Genomic DNA, 18184 nt, shown 5'->3' on the forward strand with positions numbered 1-18184 from the left:
CACCGACCGCTGTCGGCCATGCGGCTGCGCCACATCGAGGTCTTCAACGCGATCATGCTCGCGGGCAGCGTGAGCGCGGCCGCGCGGCTGATCAACATCACGCAGCCGGCCGTGAGCCGCACGCTGCAGCATGCCGAGCTGCAACTGGGCTTTCCGCTGTTCCAGCGCGCCAAGGGGCGGCTCACGCCGACCACCGAGGCGCTCACGCTGTACCCGCACATCGAGCGGCTGTTTGCGCAGCTCGACGAGGTGCAGCGGCTGGCGGCGAACCTGCGCGCGGGCAACGACACGGGCGAGCTGCGCATCCTCAGCGTGCTCGCACTGAGCTACGAAATTTTGCCGCGCGCGCTCAAGGCCTTCCGCGAGATGCATCCGGGCTACGCGATCACGGTCGAGTCGCTGCACTCGCCGCAGATCATGTCGGCGCTGCTCTTGCAGGAGGCCGACGTGGGCTTCGCCTTCAGCCCCGCGGTGCATCCCTCGCTCACGCAGGAGACGCTGGCCGACAGCCGCATGGTGTGCGTCGCGCCCAAGGGCATGCTGCCGCGCGCGCTGGTGCGCAACGGCTCGGTGGCGCTGCACGACCTCATCGACCGCCCGGTGATCGGCCTGGACGGCCGCGACCCGGTCGGCACCAGCCTGAGCCAGGCCTGCCGGCAGGCGGGCGTGGGCTTCCAGCAGGCCGTGGTCACGGTGCAGACCTACCATGCGGCGCTGGCCATGGCGCACCACGGGCTGGGCGTGGCGTTGGTCGACGGCTGCACGGCGCGCTCGGCCGACCGCGCCAAGGTCGACGTGCTGACGCTGGAGCCGCACATTCCGGTGCCGGTGCGCGCGCTGCGCTTCGCGGGCCGGCCCGACTCGGTGGCCGTGCGCGGCATCACGCGCTGCATGCGCGAAGCCATCGAGCAGACCGCCTGAGAAAGATGCGGGGCATTCGCCTCGCGCCATAATCCGCGCCCATGCACGCCCTTCGAACCTTCTGCGCAATGCACCGACTGGTGCTGGCGTGGTTCATGGCGTCGCTGCTGGTCGCGGGCGCGTCGCCGCTCGTGAACCCGCAGGCGATGGAACTCGTGTGTTCCGCCGCGGGCACCGTCAAGCTCATCGTGCAGGGCGACGACGGCGCCACCGAAGTCGGCATGGCGGCCATGGACTGCCCGCTGTGCATGGTCTCCGGCCCGCCGCCTGCCACCGTGCAGGTGACGCTGCCCACGCCGCTGCCGCTGGGCCGCGCGCTGCAATCGATTCCCGCTGCCCGCCTTGCGGCAGCCACGGCCTCGCCGCTGCCGGCGCGCGGGCCGCCCACGCATCTCTCCTGAGCTTCGTCGTTCCTGCACCTGACGCCGCCTGAACGGGCCGCGCGGTGCGTTCCCGGTCGTAGTGCGGCCGGCGCTGTGCGCCTTTGTTTTCGCCAGCGTCGTCGCAAGAGAGATGCCATGCCCACCCTTTCCCGTGCCCCCGCCCTGGGGCTGCTTGCCCTGTTCGGCGCCGTCCATGCGCCTGTCCAAGCCCAGACCACCGTGTCTTCACTGCCTTTGATCGAAGTGGCCGACGACGCCCCGCGCCCCAACGGCCGGCTCGACCTCGACACGCCCGCCGACACCGCGAGTCGCCTGGGCCTCACGCCGCGCGAGACGCCGGCCTCCGTCACGGTGGTGAACCGCGCGGTGCTCGATGCGCGCGGCGCGCAGAACACGCAGGAGGCGCTGCGCGCCGTGCCCGGCGTGACCGCGCACGACGCGCCCGGCAACGTCGGCGTGAGCTACCGGGGCTTCGGCAGCAGCTCGATCGCGCAGCTGTTCAACGGCATCAACCTGCAGTATTCGATCGCGGCGCGCCCGGTCGACAGCTGGATCTACGACCGCGTCGAGGCCATCGGCGGCCCGTCGAGCTTCCTGTTCGGCTCGGGTGCGCTGGGCGGCTCGATCAACTACATCACCAAGGCGCCCGAGCGCAGCGACTTCGCCGAAGCGCAGCTGCGCCTGGGCACGCAGAACCTGAAGGAGGCTTCGTTCGGCCTGAACCGCCGCATCGCCGGCGACGGCGGCGCAGGCAGTCACTACGCGCGCATCGACGTGAACCACCGTGACGCCCACGGCTGGACCGACGGCACCAAGAGCAAGTCGACGCAGCTCGCGGCCTCGCTGCTGTCGGACTTCGGCGGCGGCCTGAAGCACACGCTGGCCTACGAATACCAGGACGAAGACGTCACGCGGCCCTACTGGGGCACGCCGGTGCTGAACCCGGCGGGCGGCGAGATGCGCATCGACCGCGGCATGCGCTTCAAGAACTACAACAGCGCCGACGGCCTCTACGCGCAGCGCGTGCAGTGGCTGCGCTCGGTCACCGAATGGCAGGCCAGCGACGCGCTGCAGTTCAAGAACACCTTCTACGCCTACGGCGCGCTGCGCGACTACCGCAACGTCGAGAACTACCGCTACAACGCACGCAACACGGCCGTCATCCGTTCGGGCGCCTTGCTGCAGCGGCACGACCAGGACGTGTGGGGCAACCGCGTCGAAGGCCTCTACAGGGGGCAGCTCGGCAGGCTGAAGAGCGACTGGTCCTTCGGGTTGGACTTCAGCGTGAATCGGCAGACGCGCTTTCCCAACAGCCTGCCCGGCACCGTGAGCACGGTGAACCCGTATGTCTTCGCCACCGAGCGCTTCTTCGACGTGCCGGGCATGACGCCGGGCTTTCGGCCCGACCGCGACAACAAGGTGCGGACCACCGCGCTGTATCTGGAGAACCGCACCGCGCTGCAGCCGTCGCTGCACCTCGTGACGGCGCTGCGCCACGAGCGCATCGACCTCGAACTGGTCAACCGCCGTACCGTGGACGCGGCGAACCCGGCCACCTTCCATCGTGGCTACAAGCCCACCACCGGCCGCATCGGCCTGGTGTGGGACTTCGCGCCCGGTGCCAACCTGTACGCGCAGTACGCCACCGCGGCCGATCCGCCGTCGGGCGTGCTCTCGACCGCCTCGTTCGCCGACGTGCGCAACAACAGCGAGCTCACCACCGGCCGGCAGGTCGAGGTCGGCACCAAGCTCGACTTCTGGCAGGGCAAGGGCACGGCCACGCTCGCGGCCTACAGCATCCGCCGCACCAACATCGCGACGCAAGACCCGGCCAACAGCACGCTCACGGTGCTCGTCGGCGAGCAGTCGTCCAAGGGCGTGGAGCTGGCGCTCGGGCTGCAGCCCACGCCGCAGTGGTCGCTGCAGGGCAACCTCACGTACGTCGATGCGCGCTACGAGCAGTTCCGCCAGGGCGGCGTGTCGCTCGCGGGCCGCACGCCGACCAACACGCCGGCGGTGGTCGCGAACCTCTGGGTGTCGTATGCCATCACGCCGCGCCTGCAGGCCACGGCGGGCGTGCGGCATGTGGGCAAGGTGTACGCCGATGCGGCCAACACGATGCACTGGCCCGGCTACACGCTGCTCGACCTCGGGCTGAGCTGGCAGGTGAACCGCAACGTCACGCTGGTGGGGCGCGTGCGCAACGCGACCGACCGCGTGTACGCCGCGAACGTCGGCGCCGGCTTCGCCTACCTCGGCGCGCCGCGCACGGCCGATGTGTCGGTGCGCGTGAGCTTCTGAACCCAGGGAGCGCCGCCATGCATGCCAAACGCTGGTTGTTCCTGGTCCACCGCTGGCTCGGCGTGGTCGTCTGCGCCTTCTTCGCGATGTGGTTCGTCTCGGGCGTGGTGATGATGTACGTGGGCTACCCCAAGCTCACCGAGGCCGAGCGTTTGCAGCACCTGCCGCCGCTCGATGCGAAGGCACCCTTGCTGGGCCCGCGGCAGGCGCTCGATGCGGCCGGTATCGCGGGGCCCTTGCAGGACCTGCGGCTGGCCGTGGCCAGCGGCGGGCAGGCGGTGTACCTCGCGGTGCCGGCGAGCGCGGTAGAACCCGGCGCGCGCCGGTCGCCGCCGGGGCGCGGCGTGGTCGTCGTCGATGCGCACACCGGCGCCGTGCTGCGCCAGGTCGACCGCGCCCGCGCGCTCGTGAGTGCGCAGGCCTATGGGGGCGAGGCCGTGGTGCTCCAGTACCGGGGCACCATCGACGAAGACGCCTTCACCCATTCGCGCGGGCTCGACGCGCACCGCCCGCTGCACGTGGTCGACCTGGCCGATGCGCAGGCCACGCGGCTGTACATCTCGGGCCGCACCGGCGAGGTGGTGCGCGATGCGCCGCGCGCCGAGCGGCTGTGGAACTACGCCGGCGCGTGGATCCACTGGCTGTATCCGCTGCGCGGCACGGGCCTGGACCGCTACTGGGCCGACATCGTCAACTGGCTGTCGATCGTCGGCATCGCCGTCACGCTCACGGGCACGGTGGTGGGCGTGATGCGCTGGCGCTTCCGGCGCACCTACAAGAGCGGCTCGCATTCGCCGTACCAGGGCTTCATGATGCGCTGGCATCACATCAGCGGGCTGCTGTTCGCGCTCGTCACGCTGACGTGGATCTTCAGCGGGCTGATGTCGATGAACCCCTGGCGTGTGTTCGACAGCGGGGCGCCGGCATTGCGCATGGCGGCGATGCAGGGTGGGCCGCTCGTTGTAGGCATGGGCGACGCGACGCCCGCCGCATTGCTGGCTTCAACGCGTGGCGACATCCGCGAACTGCGTTGGGTGCGCGCGGCAGGGCAGACGCTGGTGCTGGCCAGCACCGCCAGCGGCCGGCCGCTGGTGCGCAATGCGGTCAGCGCGCAGCCGCAACAGATCGACCCTGCGGTGCTGCGCACCGCCGTCGCGCAACTGCTGCCTGATCCGGTCGCGCGCATCGACGTGCTCACCGCCTACGACAGCCACTACTACACGCGCGACGCGCACACCATGACCGGCGGCAGCGAGAAGCCGCTGCCCGTCTGGCGCGTGGTGTTCGCCGACGCGCACGCCACCTGGGTCCACGTCGATCCGCAGACCGGCGCCGTGCTCGGTCGCAGCGACAGCACGCGCCGGTGGAGCCGCTGGCTGTTCGCGATGCTGCACAGCTGGGACTGGCTGCCGCTGCTCGCGCACCGTCCGCTGTGGGACGTGCTGCTGGTCGCGCTCAGCGCGGGCGGTGCGCTGCTGAGCCTGACCGGCGTGGTGATCGGCTGGCGGCGCCTGGGCCGCAAGCTCAGGAGTGCGGCGGGGCCGCGTCCAGCGCCTGCGCGATCCGCTGCGCCGAGCCGAAGGCCAGCGTGAAACCCAGCGCGCCGTGGCCGGTGTTGAACAGCATGTTCGACGGCGCATGCGGCAGCCGCCCGATGATCGGCAGGCCCTTCGGCGTGGCCGGGCGCATGCCGGTCCAGGGATGCAGCTCGGCCAGCCGGCTGGCGCGCGGGAACACGGCGCGCGTGGCGTCGGCCAGTGTCTCGATGCGCGTGGCCGGAATGCTTGCGTCGTGCCCCACGAGCTCGGCCATGCCGGCCACGCGCAGGCGCGAGCCGATGCGCGCGAAGACGACCTTGCGCGCGCTGTCGGTCACGTTCACGCGCGGCGCCGCGCCGGGGGCGGGATCGACGTCGACCGTGATGCTGTAGCCCTTGAGCGGATACACCGGCAGGTAGGCGCCGAGCGCGCGACCCAACTTGTGTGAGGCCGAGCCCAGCGCCATCACGAAGGCGTCGGCTTCGATGTCGCCTTCACTGGTCTGCACCGCCGCCACGCGACCTTCGCTGCGCGCGAAGCCGTGCACGTCTGCACCGAGCATGAAGCGCACGCCGCGCGCGCTCAGTGCGCGCATCAGCTCGGCGCACACCTTGAGGCAGTCGGCCGCGCACTCGCTCGGCGTGTGGACCGCACCCGCCATCTGGCCGCGGTAGTCCGCGAGCGCGGGCTCGATGGCCACGCACTCGTCGGGCGTGACGATGCGCTGCTCGCTGCCCAGGGTGCGCTGCAGTTCGACCTGCGCGCGCGCACCGGCCAGCGAGGCGGCGCTGGCATAGAGCACCAGTTTGCCGGTGGCGGAGAAATCGCAGTCGGGCGCGATGTCGGCCTGCATGGCCTCGAAGCCGGTGCGGCTCGCAGCGGCCAGCGCCAGCAGCTGCGCGGTGGTGTCGCGCGAGGTCGCGGCGTTGCATGCGGCCAGGAAGGCCAGGCCCCAGCGCCATTGCAGCGGGTCGAGCTGCGGGCGCAGCTTCAGCGGCGAAGTGGGGGAGAACAGCAGCTTGGGCAGCTGCGTCCAGATCGACGGATCGGCCAGCGGCTGCACGTACGAGTAGCTCAGCTGCGCGCCGTTGCCGCCGCTGGCGCCCGCGCCGGGCGCCGCGCGGTCGATCACCGTGACCTGGTGGCCCTGGCGCTCGAGTTGCCAGGCGGTCGCCAGGCCCACGATGCCGGCGCCGAGCACGCACACATGCATGGAGGCAACTTTCCGGAAGTGAAGAAGAAAGGGAACAGAAGAGACAGCGTGCGACTGTAGAGGCCCCTCGCCGTGCCCGGAAATGCCAAAAGAACCCAGCCCATAACCTTTGGGCATGACCCCGGGGTTAATTGGAATTGTCCCGATGTGTCACTCCTTCTTACACTGGCTGTCTGTTCAATCCAACCGATGAAGGCTCGAATGAAACTCTCCGTTTTGATGGCGTCCCTGGCTGCCGCGGTCCTCTTCACTGCACCGGCCGCGCAGGCTGCCGACACGCTCGCCAAGATCGCCGAGTCCGGCAAGATCTCGCTCGCCTACCGCGAGTCGTCGGTGCCCTTCAGCTACCTGGACGGCCCCAACAAGCCGATCGGGTTCTCGGTGGAACTCTCCAACGCCGTGGTCGAGGCGGTGAAGAAGAAGTTGAACAAGCCCAACCTGCAGGTCTCGCTGATGGCGGTCACCTCGCAGAACCGCATCCCGCTGATCACCAACGGCACCATCGACCTGGAGTGCGGCTCCACCACCAACAACACCGCGCGTGGCAAGGACGTGGCCTTTGCGGTGAACCACTTCTACACGGGCACGCGCCTGCTGACGAAGAAGTCCTCCAAGATCAAGGACTACGCCGACCTGGCGAAGAAGACCGTGGCCAGCACCACCGGCACCACCAACGCGCTGGTCATGCGCAAGTACAACACCGAGAAGAACCTCGACATGAACATCGTGCTCGGCAAGGACCACGCCGACGCGTTCCTGCTGGTCGAGAGCGACCGCGCCGTGGCCTTCGCCATGGACGACATCCTGCTGTTCGGCCTCATCGCCAACTCGAAGAACCCGGCCGACTACGAAGTGGTGGGCGAGTCGCTGCAGGTCGAGCCCTACGCCTGCATGCTGCCCAAGGACGATCCGGCCTTCAAGAAGCTGGTGGACGACACCTTCACCGCCATGATGAAGAGCGGCGAGTTCGAGAAGCTCTACACCAAGTGGTTCATGCAGCCGATCCCGCCGAAGAACGTGCCGCTGAACCTGCCGATGAGCGACCAGCTGAAGGAAAACCTGAAGGCCTTTAGCGACAAGCCAGCGACCTGATCGCACAGAGAGAGCGAAAGAGAAAAGACATGGTCGCAGCCACACAGGTCGTCGGCATCCTCGGGGGCATGGGCCCCGCGGCGGGCGCCGACTTCGTCCGGCTCTTCGTGCAGGCCTGCGCGCAGCAGATGCGTGCGCGCGGCGAGCCGGTGCGCGACCAGTCCTTTCCCGAGCACTGGCTGGCGCAGGTGCCGGTGCCCGACCGCACCGGCGCACTGGCCTCCGATGCGCAGGGCGCGCACCAGCCGCTCGAACCGATGCTGCAGGCGTTGGGCCGGCTGGCCGCGCTGGGCAGCCGCGCCGTGGCCATCGCCTGCAACACCGCGCATGCGTGGCACGCCAACCTGCAGGAACGCTTTCCGCAGGTCGAGCTGCTGCACATGGCGCGCGAGACCGCGCAGCACCTGGCTGCGCAGGGCGCGAGCGAGGTGGCGCTGATGGCCACCGAAGGCACCTACCGCGTGCGGCTGTACGAGCAGGCACTGGCCGAGGCCGGCCTGGGCTGCCATGTGCCGTCGGCCGACGAGCGCCAGACGATCATGCGCGGCATCTTCGACGGCGTGAAGGCCGGCAACCTGCCGCTGGCCGAACGCTGCTTCTCCGAGGTCGCGCTGCGGCTGGCCGAACGGCACGGCCCGGTCACGATCATCATGGGCTGCACCGAGGTGCCGCTGGGCCTGCAGGGCTCGGCCGCGGTGGCGGGGCTGCGCCTCGTCGACCCGGCCCAGGTGCTGGCCGGGGCGCTGGCACGGCGGGCCTACGGCACCTGACCGCAGCCCGAGGCAGTCCGGCTGCTTTACGGTCCGGTCACACGGCCCGGACCGATTTCGCCTACATTGCGGCGTGCGTTTTTCTACGCCACACCCCCTTGTCAGACGATTCAACCGGAGCCCGTGCATGACCTCCTTCGACGACAACCGTTCCGAATTCGATTCGCTGCGCCCCGGCGACAGCACCGAGCAGGGGGCCACGCGCCGCACCGCGCTCAAGGCCGCCCTCGGTGTCGGCTACGCCGCCGCCGTGCTGCCGGTGGCCGCGCAGACGGCCATCACCACCCCGGCCGACGGCCTGAAGGCCGGCCCCATCAAGTACACCGTCAACGGTTTCGGGGTGCCCGCCTATGCCGCGGCGCCGGCCGGCAAGACCGGGCTGCCCGTGGTGCTGGTGATCCAGGAGATCTTCGGCGTGCACGAGTACATCGCCGACACCTGCCGCCGCTTCGCCGAACTGGGCTACCTGGCCATCGCGCCCGAGCTGTATGCGCGCCAGGGCGATCCGCGCGGCTACACCGACATTCCCAAGCTGCAGGCCGACATCGTCACCAAGGTGCCCGACGCGCAGGTCATGGCCGACCTCGACGGCGCCCTGGCCTGGGCCAAGGCCAACGGCGGCGACACGAGCAAGGCCGGCATCACCGGCTTCTGCTGGGGCGGGCGCATCGTGTGGCTGTATGCGGCCACCGGCAAGGTCAAGGCCGGCGTGGCCTGGTACGGCCGGCTGGTCGGGCAGGCCAGCGAATTGCAGCCCAAGCATCCCGTCGACATCGCCGCCAGCCTGCAGGCGCCGGTACTCGGCCTGTACGGCGGAAAAGACCAGGGCATCCCCCTTGACACGGTTGATAAGATGAAAGCTGCTCTGGCCGGTGGGACTCCGGCGGCCAAGGCATCGAGCTTCGTCGTGTACCCCGAAGCAGGCCACGCGTTCCACGCCGACTACCGCCCCAGCTACCTCAAGAGCGCCGCGGACGACGGCTGGCAGCGTGCCACGGCCTGGTTCAAAGCCAATGGTGTCGCCTGACCGAAGACGGCGCCCGTAGCCACCCGCCGCCGAAGGCCGTCCGAAGTGACGGCCTTTCTCTTTTTATGAACGGAACAAGGCCGTACCGGCCGTCCCTCTTGCGCAAGCAGCTATGAATTTGATAGTAATTCTCGTGGCGACCCTGGTCGCCGGCATCGGAAGCGTCTGGCTCGCGGCCCTGCTGCTGCGCGTGGGCGTGCGCAGCGGCGGCGGCGGCGTGAACCCGCAGCACCTGCTGAGCCTGGCGGCCGGCGCGCTGCTGGCCACCGCCTTCATGCACCTGCTGCCCGAGGCCTTCGAAAGCCGCATCGAGCCCGCGCTGCTGTTCGCGGTGCTGCTGTTCGGGTTGGTGTTCTTCTTTTTGCTCGACAAGGCCGAGTTGTGGCACCACGGGCATGAGCACCACCATGGCGACGTCGCACCCGCCAAGGGCGAAGCGCACGATCACCACGGCCACGATCACGGTCATTCACATGGACACGCCCACCACCACCCACCCACCACGGGCGGCGGCGGCTGGGCCGTGCTCACCGGCGACAGCGTGCACTGCTTCGGCGACGGCATCCTGATCGCCTCGGCCTTCGTGGCCGACATCCGCCTGGGCCTCGTGGCCGCGCTGGCCGTGCTCGCGCACGAAGTGCCGCACCACATCGGCGACCTCGTCGTGCTGCGACAGAGTTCGGCCAATTCGCGCGCGGCGCTGGTGAAGGTGTCGCTCGCGGGCACGATGACCATGCTCGGCGGCATCGCGGGCTGGTGGCTGGTCGACCAGCTGCATGGCTGGCTGCCGTACTTCCTGGTGCTGGCGGGCAGCAGCTTCGTCTACGTGGCGCTGGCCGACCTGATCCCGCAGTTGCAGAAGCGCCTGCCCGCGCGCCAGACCGCGGCGCAGATCGCGTGGCTCGCCGCGGGCATCCTGCTGGTCACGCTCGTGAGCCGGCTGGCGCACGGCGAGCACGGCCACGATGAAGGACACGGCGAGCACGGCCACGTCCACAAAGACTAGAAGGTGTGAACGAACCCGCCATGTCCGCTCATCCCGCCCAGACACGCCCCCTCGGCGTTGCAAATGCTCGCCATAGCCCGAGCTATGGCTGCGCTTTGCGCCTTGAGGGGACGCGCCTGCGCGGGCTGCTCGGCCACGCCGGATTCATTCACACCTTCTGAGCACGCGTGCGTGCGGCCTCGGGAGACGGGAAACTTTCCGACACCGACGTCAGCCCGGCGATCCACCGCAAGGGGCAAAACAGGCGCACCATAGAGGGCCGTTTACTCATCTGCCGAGGAATTCGATCATGACGCCCCAAGCCGATGCCACCGCGCGCTCCGCCTCGTCGTCCGAAGACGACGATGACGACAGCACGCCTGCCGACGACTTCGACGAACTCGAAGCCGATGCGTCCGACGACCTGTCGGACGAAACGGGCATCGACCTCACCGATGCCAGCGAGCTCGATGCCGACAACGTGCCGGCCGACGAAGAGTTCGACCGCGTGATGAACGCGCCGGACTGATTCGCCTGACCCAGCCCGGTCAGGCCGGTTCAGGCCAGCGCGCCTGTGCCGGACGCACCGATTCGTAGAAGCGCGCCATCTGCAGCACGCCCAGGTCGTCGAAGCGACGCCCCGCGATCTGCAGGCCGATCGGCAGGCCATTTTTCGCATGGCCGCAGTTGATCGACGCGGCCGGTTGTTCCGACTGGTTGAACACCGACGTGAAGTGCGAGTCCTTCAGCAGGTTTTCCGAGCCGCTGTTGATGGCGTCCGCCGCGAACGGCAGCACCGGCGACACCGGCGACAGCACGTAGTCGAAGGGCTGCGTGGCCGCCACGGTGGCTGCGCGCAGCGCCTGCATGCGCGTGAAGGCGCGGAAGGTGTCTTCGGGCGTGAGCGAGGCCGCGAACTCCGCCGCCTGGTGGATGTAGCCGGCCGCGAGCTTCGCGCGCTCCGGCGGCATCGCGGCCAGGTCGACGCGGCAGCGCATCGTGAAGAAGTGGGCCATGCCCATGCGCATTTCGAGCGTGGTCCAGTCGGCCAGCGGCTCGACGATGGCGCCGGCCTGCTCGAACAGGCGGGCCGCGGCCAGCACCGCTTCTTTCACTTCCGCATCGATGGGCCAGCCGCCCATGGTCTCGGTCCACAGGCCGATGCGCAGGCCCTTCACGTTGCGCTCGAGCCGCTGCCACGCGAAGTCGTTCGGCGGCAGGCTCATGTAGTCGCGCGCGTCGGGGCGCGTTACCACCTGCATCAGCAGTGCGGCGTCGGCCACGGTGCGCGTCATCGGGCCGATCACGCGCGCGGCGGCGGGCGGGTCGACCGGGATGCGGCCGTGGCTGGGCTTGAGGCCGAACACGCCGCAGAAGCTGGCCGGAATGCGCACCGAGCCGCCGATGTCGGTGCCCAGGTGCAGCGGGCCGTAGCCCGCGGCGGCGGCGGCGCCGGCGCCCGAGCTCGAGCCGCCGGTGTTGCGCCCCAGGTCCCACGGGTTGCGCGTGAGCGCGTGGAAGCTCGAGGGCGCCGCGCCGAGAAAGCCGAAGTCGGGCATCGTCGTCTTGGTCACGATCACCGCGCCGGCTTCGCGCAGGCGTGCGGCGGCGGGGGCGTCGGCCGCGGCGGGCGCCAGCACGGTGGCTGCGCTGCCGATCGGCGTGGGCGTGCCGCGCGTGGCGATGTTCTCCTTGAGCGTGACCGGCACGCCGTCGAGATCGCCCTGCGGCTTGCCCTGGGCCCAGCGTGCCTCGGAGGCGCGCGCCGATGCCAGCGCGGCTTCGGCGTCCAGCCCGTAGGTGGCGTGGATGTGCGGCTCCCAGCGCTCGATGCGCGCAAGCACGGCCTGCGTCACCTCGACCGGCGACAAGGCGCGGTCACGGTAGTGTTCGAGCAACTGAAGGGCACTGAGTTCGTACAGGGGTGTGGTCATGTCTTCGTTTCTTCTTTGGGTGGTGGGATGAAGGTGGGTTGAAAGATGGAGAAGAGGACGGCGCTCAGCCGCCTCCGAACGCATAGCCCTGGCCCGGCGCCGCGGCCAGCAGCGTGCGCGTGTAGGCCTCGCGCGGCGACAGCAGCACGTCGTGCGCGCTGCCTTGCTCGACGATGCGGCCCTTGTGCATCACGATCAGGCGGTCGCAGATCTGGCTGGCCACGCGCAGGTCGTGGGTGATGAACAGGATGCCGATCGACAGCCGCTGCTGGATCTCCGCGAGCAGCTTCAGGATCTGGTCCTGCACCGACACGTCGAGCGCCGACACGGCTTCGTCGGCGATCAGCACGCGCGGCTCGCAGGCCAGCGCGCGTGCAATGCACAGCCGCTGGCGCTGGCCGCCCGAGAACTCGCTCGGGTAGCGGTGCAGCACCTCGGGCTGCAGCCGCACCAGCGCCATCAGCTCCTCGGCGCGCTGCCAGGCCCGGGCGTGCGGCACGCCGAAATTCACCGGCCCCTCGACGATCGACTGGCCCACCGTGCGGCGCGGGTTGAGCGAACGGTTCGGGTCCTGGAACACGACCTGCACCATGCGCCGGAACGCCGAGCGCTGCGCGCCGCGCGAGCCCTCGATGCCCGGCACGCGGATGTCGCCGTCGGTGGGTTCGATCAGCCGCGCGATGCAGCGCGCCACGGTCGACTTGCCCGAGCCCGATTCGCCCACGATGCCGACGGTCTCGCCCGCATGCAGCTTCAGCGACACGTCGGCCGCCGCGTGCACCGTGCGGCGCTTGCCGGGCCAGCTGCCCGTGCGGTAGACCTTGCCCACGCCGCGCGCGTCGAGCAGCGGCGCCTGGGCGTCGATGGGCGCGCGCAGCACGGGCGCCAGCCGCGGCACGGCGTCGAGCAGCATGCGCGTGTAGGCCTCCTTCGGGCGGCGCAGCACCTCGTCCTTCGGGCCGCTCTCGACCTGCCGGCCCAACTGCAGCACCACCACCTGGTCGGCGATGTCCGCCACCACGCCGAAGTCGTGCGTGATGAACAGCACGGCCGTGCCGTTCTCCTGCTGCATCTCGCGGATGAGCGACAGAATCTCGGCCTGCGTGGTCACGTCGAGCGCGGTGGTGGGCTCGTCGCAGATCAGCAGGGCCGGGCGCAGGATCAGCGCGATGGCGATCACGATGCGCTGGGGCTCGGGCAGCCGCACGCGCTCGAAGATGGCCAGCACGCGCTCGCGGCGCGCGGCGGCGCCCAGCGTCGTGTGCTCGGCCAGGATCTCGTCGACCTGCGCGCCGCAGCGCATCACGGGGTTGAGCGCGGTCATCGGCTCCTGGAACACCATCGCCATGCGCGCGCCGCGCAGGGCGCGCAGCCGCGCCGGGCTGGCCGCGAGCACGTCCTCGCCCTGCACCTCGATGCGCCCGGCCGAGGGCCGCAGCGACGCGGGCAGCAGGCCCATCGCGGCCTGCGCGATGACCGACTTGCCGGAGCCCGACTCGCCCAGCAGGCACACGACCTGGCCGGGCATGACGTCGAACGAGATGCCGTGCACCGCGTGTGCGCGGTCGGCGCCGGCGGGCAGGTCGATGGCAAGGTCGCGCACCACGAGGCAGGGCGCGGCGGAGGTTGTGGAAGAGGTGGATGTCATGCTCAGCCTCCGCGTGCCTTGAACTTGGGATCGAGCGCGTCGCGCAGGCCGTCGCCGAGCATGTTCACGGCCAGCACCGTGAGCGCCAGGAAGAGGCCGGGCAGCAGCACGGTCGAGGGGTGCGAGGTGAAGTGCGTGCGGCCTTCGGACATGATGTTCCCCCAGGTCGGCACCTCGGACGGCAGGCCGATGCCCAGGAAGGACATCACGGCCTCCACCAGCATCGCCGCCGCGCAGATGAAGGTGCCCTGCACGATCAGCGGCGCCACCGTGTTGGGCAGGATGTGGCGCAACATCAGCTTCCAGGTCGGCGTGTCGAGCGCGACGGCCGCTTCCACGTACGGCTCTTCGCGCACCGACAGCACCACCGAGCGCACCAGCCGCGCCACGCGCGGCGTCTCGGGCACCACGATGGCCAGGATCACCGTGAGCAGGCTGGGCCGCCACACGGCCACCAGCACGATCGCGAACAGGATGCCGGGGATGGCCATCATCCCGTCCATCACCCGCATGATCACGCCGTCCAGGCGCCGGAAGTAGCCCGCCACCATGCCCACCACGAGGCCGAACGCGACCGAGCCCAGCGCCACCGCCACGCCCACCGACAGCGAGATGCGCGCCCCGTAGGCCGTGCGGCTCCACAGGTCGCGGCCCATGCTGTCGGTGCCCAGCGGAAAGAAGCGATCGAAGCTGTCGCCCGCCAGCGTGGTGAACTCGGCGCGTGCGCCGGGCGGCAGGTGCGAGTTCGCGGGGTCCATCGCGTTGGGGTCGATGGTGCCGAGCCAGGGCGCGGCCACCGCCAGCAGCAGCATCGCGGCCAGCAGGACGCCGCCGATGCGCACGCCGCCGTTGGCGAGCAGGCGGCGCAGCAGCGAGCGGGCCGGGGCCCGGGGTGCGGCGGGAGGAACCGCGGCAGAGGCAGGCGCGTCGTCGCGCAGGGAGATCGAAGTCATGGCGGGGCTTTCGAAGGAAGGTCAGTACCGGATGCGCGGATCGAGCAGCAGGTAGCTCAGGTCCACCAGCAGGTTGACCACCACGTACACGAGCGAGAAGAAGAGGGTGATCGCCTGGATCAGCGGGTAGTCGCGCGAGAGCACGGCGTCCACCGTGAGCTGGCCCAGGCCGGGGATCGCGTAGATCGTCTCGGTGACCACCACGCCGCCGATCAGGCCCGCCACGCTCAGGCCGATGACGGTGGCGATCGGCACGGCCGCGTTGGCCAGCGCGTGGCGCAGCAGCATGCGCCACTCGGCGATGCCCTTGGCGCGCGCGGTGCGCACGTAGTCTTCGGTGAGCGCCTCCGACACCGCCGCGCGCGTGACCCGCGCGATGAGTGCCGCGTACATCACGGCCAGCGTGATGCAGGGCAGCGCCAGGTGGCGCAGCCACGGGCCCACGCCGTCGCCGATGCGCTGGTAGCCCTGTGAGGGCAGCCAGCCGAGCTGCATCGAGAACAGCCAGATCATCACGTAGCCGGCCACGAACACCGGCACCGAGAAGCCGAGCACCGAGGCGCCCATGATGAAGCGGTCGAGCCGGCCGCCGCGCCGCGAGGCCGCGAGCACGCCCAGCGGCACGGCGATCAGCACCGTGAGCACCACCGTCACCGCCGCCACCGAGAGCGTGGGTTCCAGGCGCTGGCCGATCAGGTCGGTCACGCGCATCCGGTAGAAGAACGAGTAGCCGAGGTCGCCGCGCAGCACCTGGCCGAGCCAGTGCACGAACTGCGTCACGATCGATGCGTCCAGGCCCAGCTGGGCGCGGATGCGTGCGATGTCCTGCGCGCTGGCCGCGTCGCCCGCGATGGCCGCCGCGGGGTCGCCGGGCGTCATGCGCAGCAGCAGGAAGACGATGACGGCCACGATCAGGAGCACGGGCGCGGTGGCCAGTCCGCGGCGCAACAGGAAGTGGAGCATGTGAATCAGGTCCTTGACGAGGGGCCGGGCGTGTGGCGCGGGCAAAGGAAGTCCCGCCCGGCTGCCGCGCAAGGCGCAGCCGGTCAGGGGTGGCGATCAGAAAGGGGAGAGGGGCGGGTGCGCGGGCCGGCCTATGTCGCGGTCATGGCGATGGCGCGGACGTCTTGCGCACGTTCCAGTACAGCACCGCCGGCGACGGCAGCAGGCCGGTGATGGTGCCGCGGCGCACGGCCGTGGGCGCCTTGCCTTCGCCGAGCGGGGCGAGCACGCCGTGTTCGAGCACGACCTGCTGGATCTGCGTGGCGATCTCCTTGCGCTGCGCGAGGTCGGCGGTGGCGATGAACTTCGTCTTCAGCGCCTCGAGCTCGGGCACCACGGGCCAGCCGAAGTAGCCCTGGTCGCCGTTGCCGGTCAGCGGGCTGTAGCCGATGGGGCTGCTCGCGTCCACGCCGCCCCAGAAGGTGATGAAGGCGTTCCAGCCGCCGTTCTCGGGCAGGTCTTTCTTGGCGCGCCGGGTCACGAGCGTGGCCCAGTCGGTGGTCTGCACGTCGACGTTGAAGCCCACCTGCTTGAGCAGCTGGCCGTACACCGCGGGCAGCTTGTTCAGCGCGGGCGCGTCGCCCGGCAGCAGGATCACCACGGGCTTGCCGTCGTAGCCCGATTCCTTGAGCAGCTTGCGCGCCTCTTCGAACTGCGGCTTGCCGGTGTAGAAGCCCGTCTTGTCGCTCGCGTAGAGCGAGCCGCACAGGTAGATCGACGCGCAGGGCTTGTAGAAATCGCGGAAGGTGACCTGCGCGCGCAGCATCGCCTCCTGGTTGATGGCCAGCATCGCGGCCTTCAGCGCCTTCGGGTTGTTGAAGGGCGGCACCTTGTGGTTGTAGAGCACGGTGAAGGGGCCCGCCGGCATCACGTCGACCAGCTCGATCTTGTCGTTGGTGCGCATGCCCGTGTAGCCCGACGAGGGCACGGTCTCGAGCATGTCGACCTCGCCGTTGAGCAGCGCATTGGCCTGCGTCTGCGGATCGCGCAGCATCACCCATTCGACGCGGTCCACGTGCACCACCTTGCCGCCGGCCAGGCCCGAGGCGGGTTCCTTGCGCGGCACGTAGGCGGTGTTCTTGCGGTAGATGACGCGGTCGCCCGGGCGGAAGTCTTCCTTGGCGAGCGTGAAGGGGCCGGAGCCCACCAGCTCGTCGATCTGCTTGTCGGCGGGCGTGTCGGCCACGCGCTTGGGCATGATGAACGGCACCAGCGGGTTGGGCTTGCCGAGCGCGTCGAGCACCACGCCGAAGGGCTGCCTGAACGTCATGCGAAAGCCGTTGGGACCGTCGGCGGCGATGCTGTCCATCGCCTCGTACATCTTCTGGCCCAGCGTGTCGCGCTTGGCCCAGCGCGCCAGCGAGGCGATCACGTCCTGCGAGGTGACCGGTGCGCCGTCGTGGAACTTCAGGCCCGGGCGCAGCGTGAAGCTCCACACCTTGTTGTCGGCGCTCGCGCTGTACTTGTCGACCATCTGCGGCTTGATGACGCCCTTCTCGTCCATCGCGAAGAGGGTGTCGTAGATCATCAGGCCGTGGTTGCGCGTGATGTTGGCGGTGGTCCAGATCGGGTCGACGATCTTCAAGTCCGACGAGGGCACGGTGCGAAGCACGGTCTGCGCGGACGCGGTGGCGGCCAAGCACAAAGCGAGCGCCGACAGGGAAGCCGCCGCGACGCGGCGCGGTGAAAAGTGGATTGCCATGGAGCCTTACTTCTTTCGGGAGGGAGCGGAAGACGCGGGAGAGGAGGACGGGGGCGATTCCTTGCTTTCGCGCAGCTGCACCAGCAGGAATTCGAAGATGTCGCGCGAGCCTTCTTCCGCGTCGATGAGCTTGTGCATGATGCGGCGCAGGTTCTCGATGTCGGCGACGCTCAGGCAGTCGAGAAAGCGCGCTTCCATCTCGTGCCCGATGGGCTCGGCGCGCAGCACCATGTCGATGCCGGCCGGGCTCAGGCACAGGCGGATCTGCCGCGCGTCCTCGGCGCCGATCTGGCGCTCGACCAGCTCGCGCTGCACCAGCGAACTCACCAGCTTGGAGACCAGCGTCTTCTCGATGGCGCAGGTCTGCACCAGCTGGCCCATGGTGATGCCGGGCGCGCCGCCGATCATCCGCAAGAGGCGCACGTCGCGGATCGACAGGCCGAGCTCGATCTCGTAGATGCGCGAGCCGCGGTCGCGCGTGCGCTGCGAGGCCAGGTCGAGCAGGACGTTGAGGTAGTCGTCTTTCAGGCGAAGCGGGGCGTGCATGGCGGGTTGGTAGAAGTCTTCAATAGTTGAAATGTTCAACTATGTGGACGAACTACGCAAGCTCCGGGCCAGCTGTCGAGGGAAATCCCCTAGGCACGCTCTGCCAGAGGGGAAAAGCGCAAGGGAGAAAGAAAAACCGGGCCTGCGAGGCCCGGCGTGTTCACCGATC

At 69.7% G+C, this 18184-nt stretch carries 16 protein-coding genes; 9 read left to right on the plus strand and 7 right to left on the minus strand.

Annotated elements, in window-relative coordinates:
- The first annotated feature begins 18 nt into the window (after positions 1-18).
- From ACAM42_RS10170 to ACAM42_RS10185, 4 genes are all read left to right on the plus strand, one after another.
- Positions 19-921, plus strand: coding sequence for a LysR family transcriptional regulator (locus ACAM42_RS10170; protein ID WP_062468929.1), 903 nt, complete (start codon positions 19-21; stop codon positions 919-921).
- A 41-nt stretch (positions 922-962) separates the two neighbouring features.
- A complete protein-coding gene (locus tag ACAM42_RS10175) occupies positions 963-1322 on the plus strand; it encodes a hypothetical protein (protein WP_095946820.1) in 360 nt (119 codons plus the stop codon).
- 117 nt (positions 1323-1439) lie between these two features.
- Positions 1440-3605 (plus strand): TonB-dependent receptor, encoded by a 2166-nt coding sequence (locus tag ACAM42_RS10180; RefSeq protein WP_369631930.1) that lies wholly within the window; start codon positions 1440-1442, stop codon positions 3603-3605.
- A 17-nt stretch (positions 3606-3622) separates the two neighbouring features.
- On the plus strand, positions 3623-5197 hold the full coding sequence (locus ACAM42_RS10185; RefSeq protein ID WP_369631931.1) for a PepSY domain-containing protein: 1575 nt from the start codon (positions 3623-3625) through the stop codon (positions 5195-5197).
- On the opposite strand, the gene ACAM42_RS10190 is transcribed toward ACAM42_RS10185, so the two are convergent.
- On the minus strand, positions 5130-6356 hold the full coding sequence (locus tag ACAM42_RS10190; protein ID WP_369631932.1) for a D-amino acid dehydrogenase: 1227 nt from the start codon (positions 6354-6356) through the stop codon (positions 5130-5132). The two genes, ACAM42_RS10185 and ACAM42_RS10190, sit on opposite strands and share 68 nt — an antisense overlap.
- Positions 6357-6557: 201 nt before the next feature.
- On the opposite strand from ACAM42_RS10190, the gene ACAM42_RS10195 reads away from it, so the two are divergent.
- The 5 genes from ACAM42_RS10195 (at position 6558) to ACAM42_RS10215 (ending at position 10759) form a co-directional block, all read left to right on the plus strand.
- Positions 6558-7448, plus strand: coding sequence for a transporter substrate-binding domain-containing protein (locus ACAM42_RS10195; protein ID WP_062468917.1), 891 nt, complete (start codon positions 6558-6560; stop codon positions 7446-7448).
- A 29-nt stretch (positions 7449-7477) separates the two neighbouring features.
- Positions 7478-8218, plus strand: coding sequence for an aspartate/glutamate racemase family protein (locus ACAM42_RS10200; protein ID WP_369631933.1), 741 nt, complete (start codon positions 7478-7480; stop codon positions 8216-8218).
- A gap of 127 nt (positions 8219-8345) precedes the next feature.
- Complete coding sequence (locus ACAM42_RS10205) at positions 8346-9245, plus strand: dienelactone hydrolase family protein (protein ID WP_159277905.1); 900 nt, start codon at positions 8346-8348, stop codon at positions 9243-9245.
- Between the two features lie 112 nt (positions 9246-9357).
- On the plus strand, positions 9358-10251 hold the full coding sequence (locus ACAM42_RS10210) for a ZIP family metal transporter (RefSeq protein WP_369631934.1): 894 nt from the start codon (positions 9358-9360) through the stop codon (positions 10249-10251).
- A gap of 289 nt (positions 10252-10540) precedes the next feature.
- Positions 10541-10759 carry a hypothetical protein gene (locus ACAM42_RS10215; RefSeq protein ID WP_062468907.1) on the plus strand — a complete coding sequence of 73 codons (219 nt, stop codon included), beginning with the start codon at positions 10541-10543 and terminating at the stop codon, positions 10757-10759.
- Positions 10760-10778: 19 nt separating this feature from the next.
- On the opposite strand, the gene ACAM42_RS10220 is transcribed toward ACAM42_RS10215, so the two are convergent.
- The 6 genes from ACAM42_RS10220 to ACAM42_RS10245 form a co-directional block, all read right to left on the minus strand.
- Positions 10779-12164: an amidase gene (locus tag ACAM42_RS10220; protein ID WP_369631935.1), complete on the minus strand. Its 1386-nt coding sequence runs from the start codon at positions 12162-12164 to the stop codon at positions 10779-10781.
- Between the two features lie 64 nt (positions 12165-12228).
- Entirely contained in the window at positions 12229-13812 is a 1584-nt protein-coding gene (locus ACAM42_RS10225; protein WP_369631936.1) for a dipeptide ABC transporter ATP-binding protein, read from the minus strand.
- Positions 13813-13814: 2 nt separating this feature from the next.
- The gene (locus tag ACAM42_RS10230; protein ID WP_070061793.1) at positions 13815-14765 is read right to left on the minus strand and encodes an ABC transporter permease; all 951 of its coding nucleotides are present in this window, start codon (positions 14763-14765) and stop codon (positions 13815-13817) included.
- 21 nt (positions 14766-14786) lie between these two features.
- Positions 14787-15728, minus strand: a complete 942-nt coding sequence (locus ACAM42_RS10235) for an ABC transporter permease (RefSeq protein WP_307694464.1) — start codon at positions 15726-15728, stop codon at positions 14787-14789.
- Positions 15729-15870: 142 nt separating this feature from the next.
- Positions 15871-17469 carry an ABC transporter substrate-binding protein gene (locus tag ACAM42_RS10240; RefSeq protein ID WP_369631937.1) on the minus strand — a complete coding sequence of 533 codons (1599 nt, stop codon included), beginning with the start codon at positions 17467-17469 and terminating at the stop codon, positions 15871-15873.
- A gap of 6 nt (positions 17470-17475) precedes the next feature.
- Positions 17476-18015 carry a MarR family winged helix-turn-helix transcriptional regulator gene (locus ACAM42_RS10245; RefSeq protein WP_369631938.1) on the minus strand — a complete coding sequence of 180 codons (540 nt, stop codon included), beginning with the start codon at positions 18013-18015 and terminating at the stop codon, positions 17476-17478.
- Between the last annotated feature and the right edge of the window lie 169 nt (positions 18016-18184).

It is taken from the genome of Variovorax sp. V35, assembly GCF_041154465.1.
Lineage (GTDB): Bacteria > Pseudomonadota > Gammaproteobacteria > Burkholderiales > Burkholderiaceae_C > Variovorax > Variovorax boronicumulans.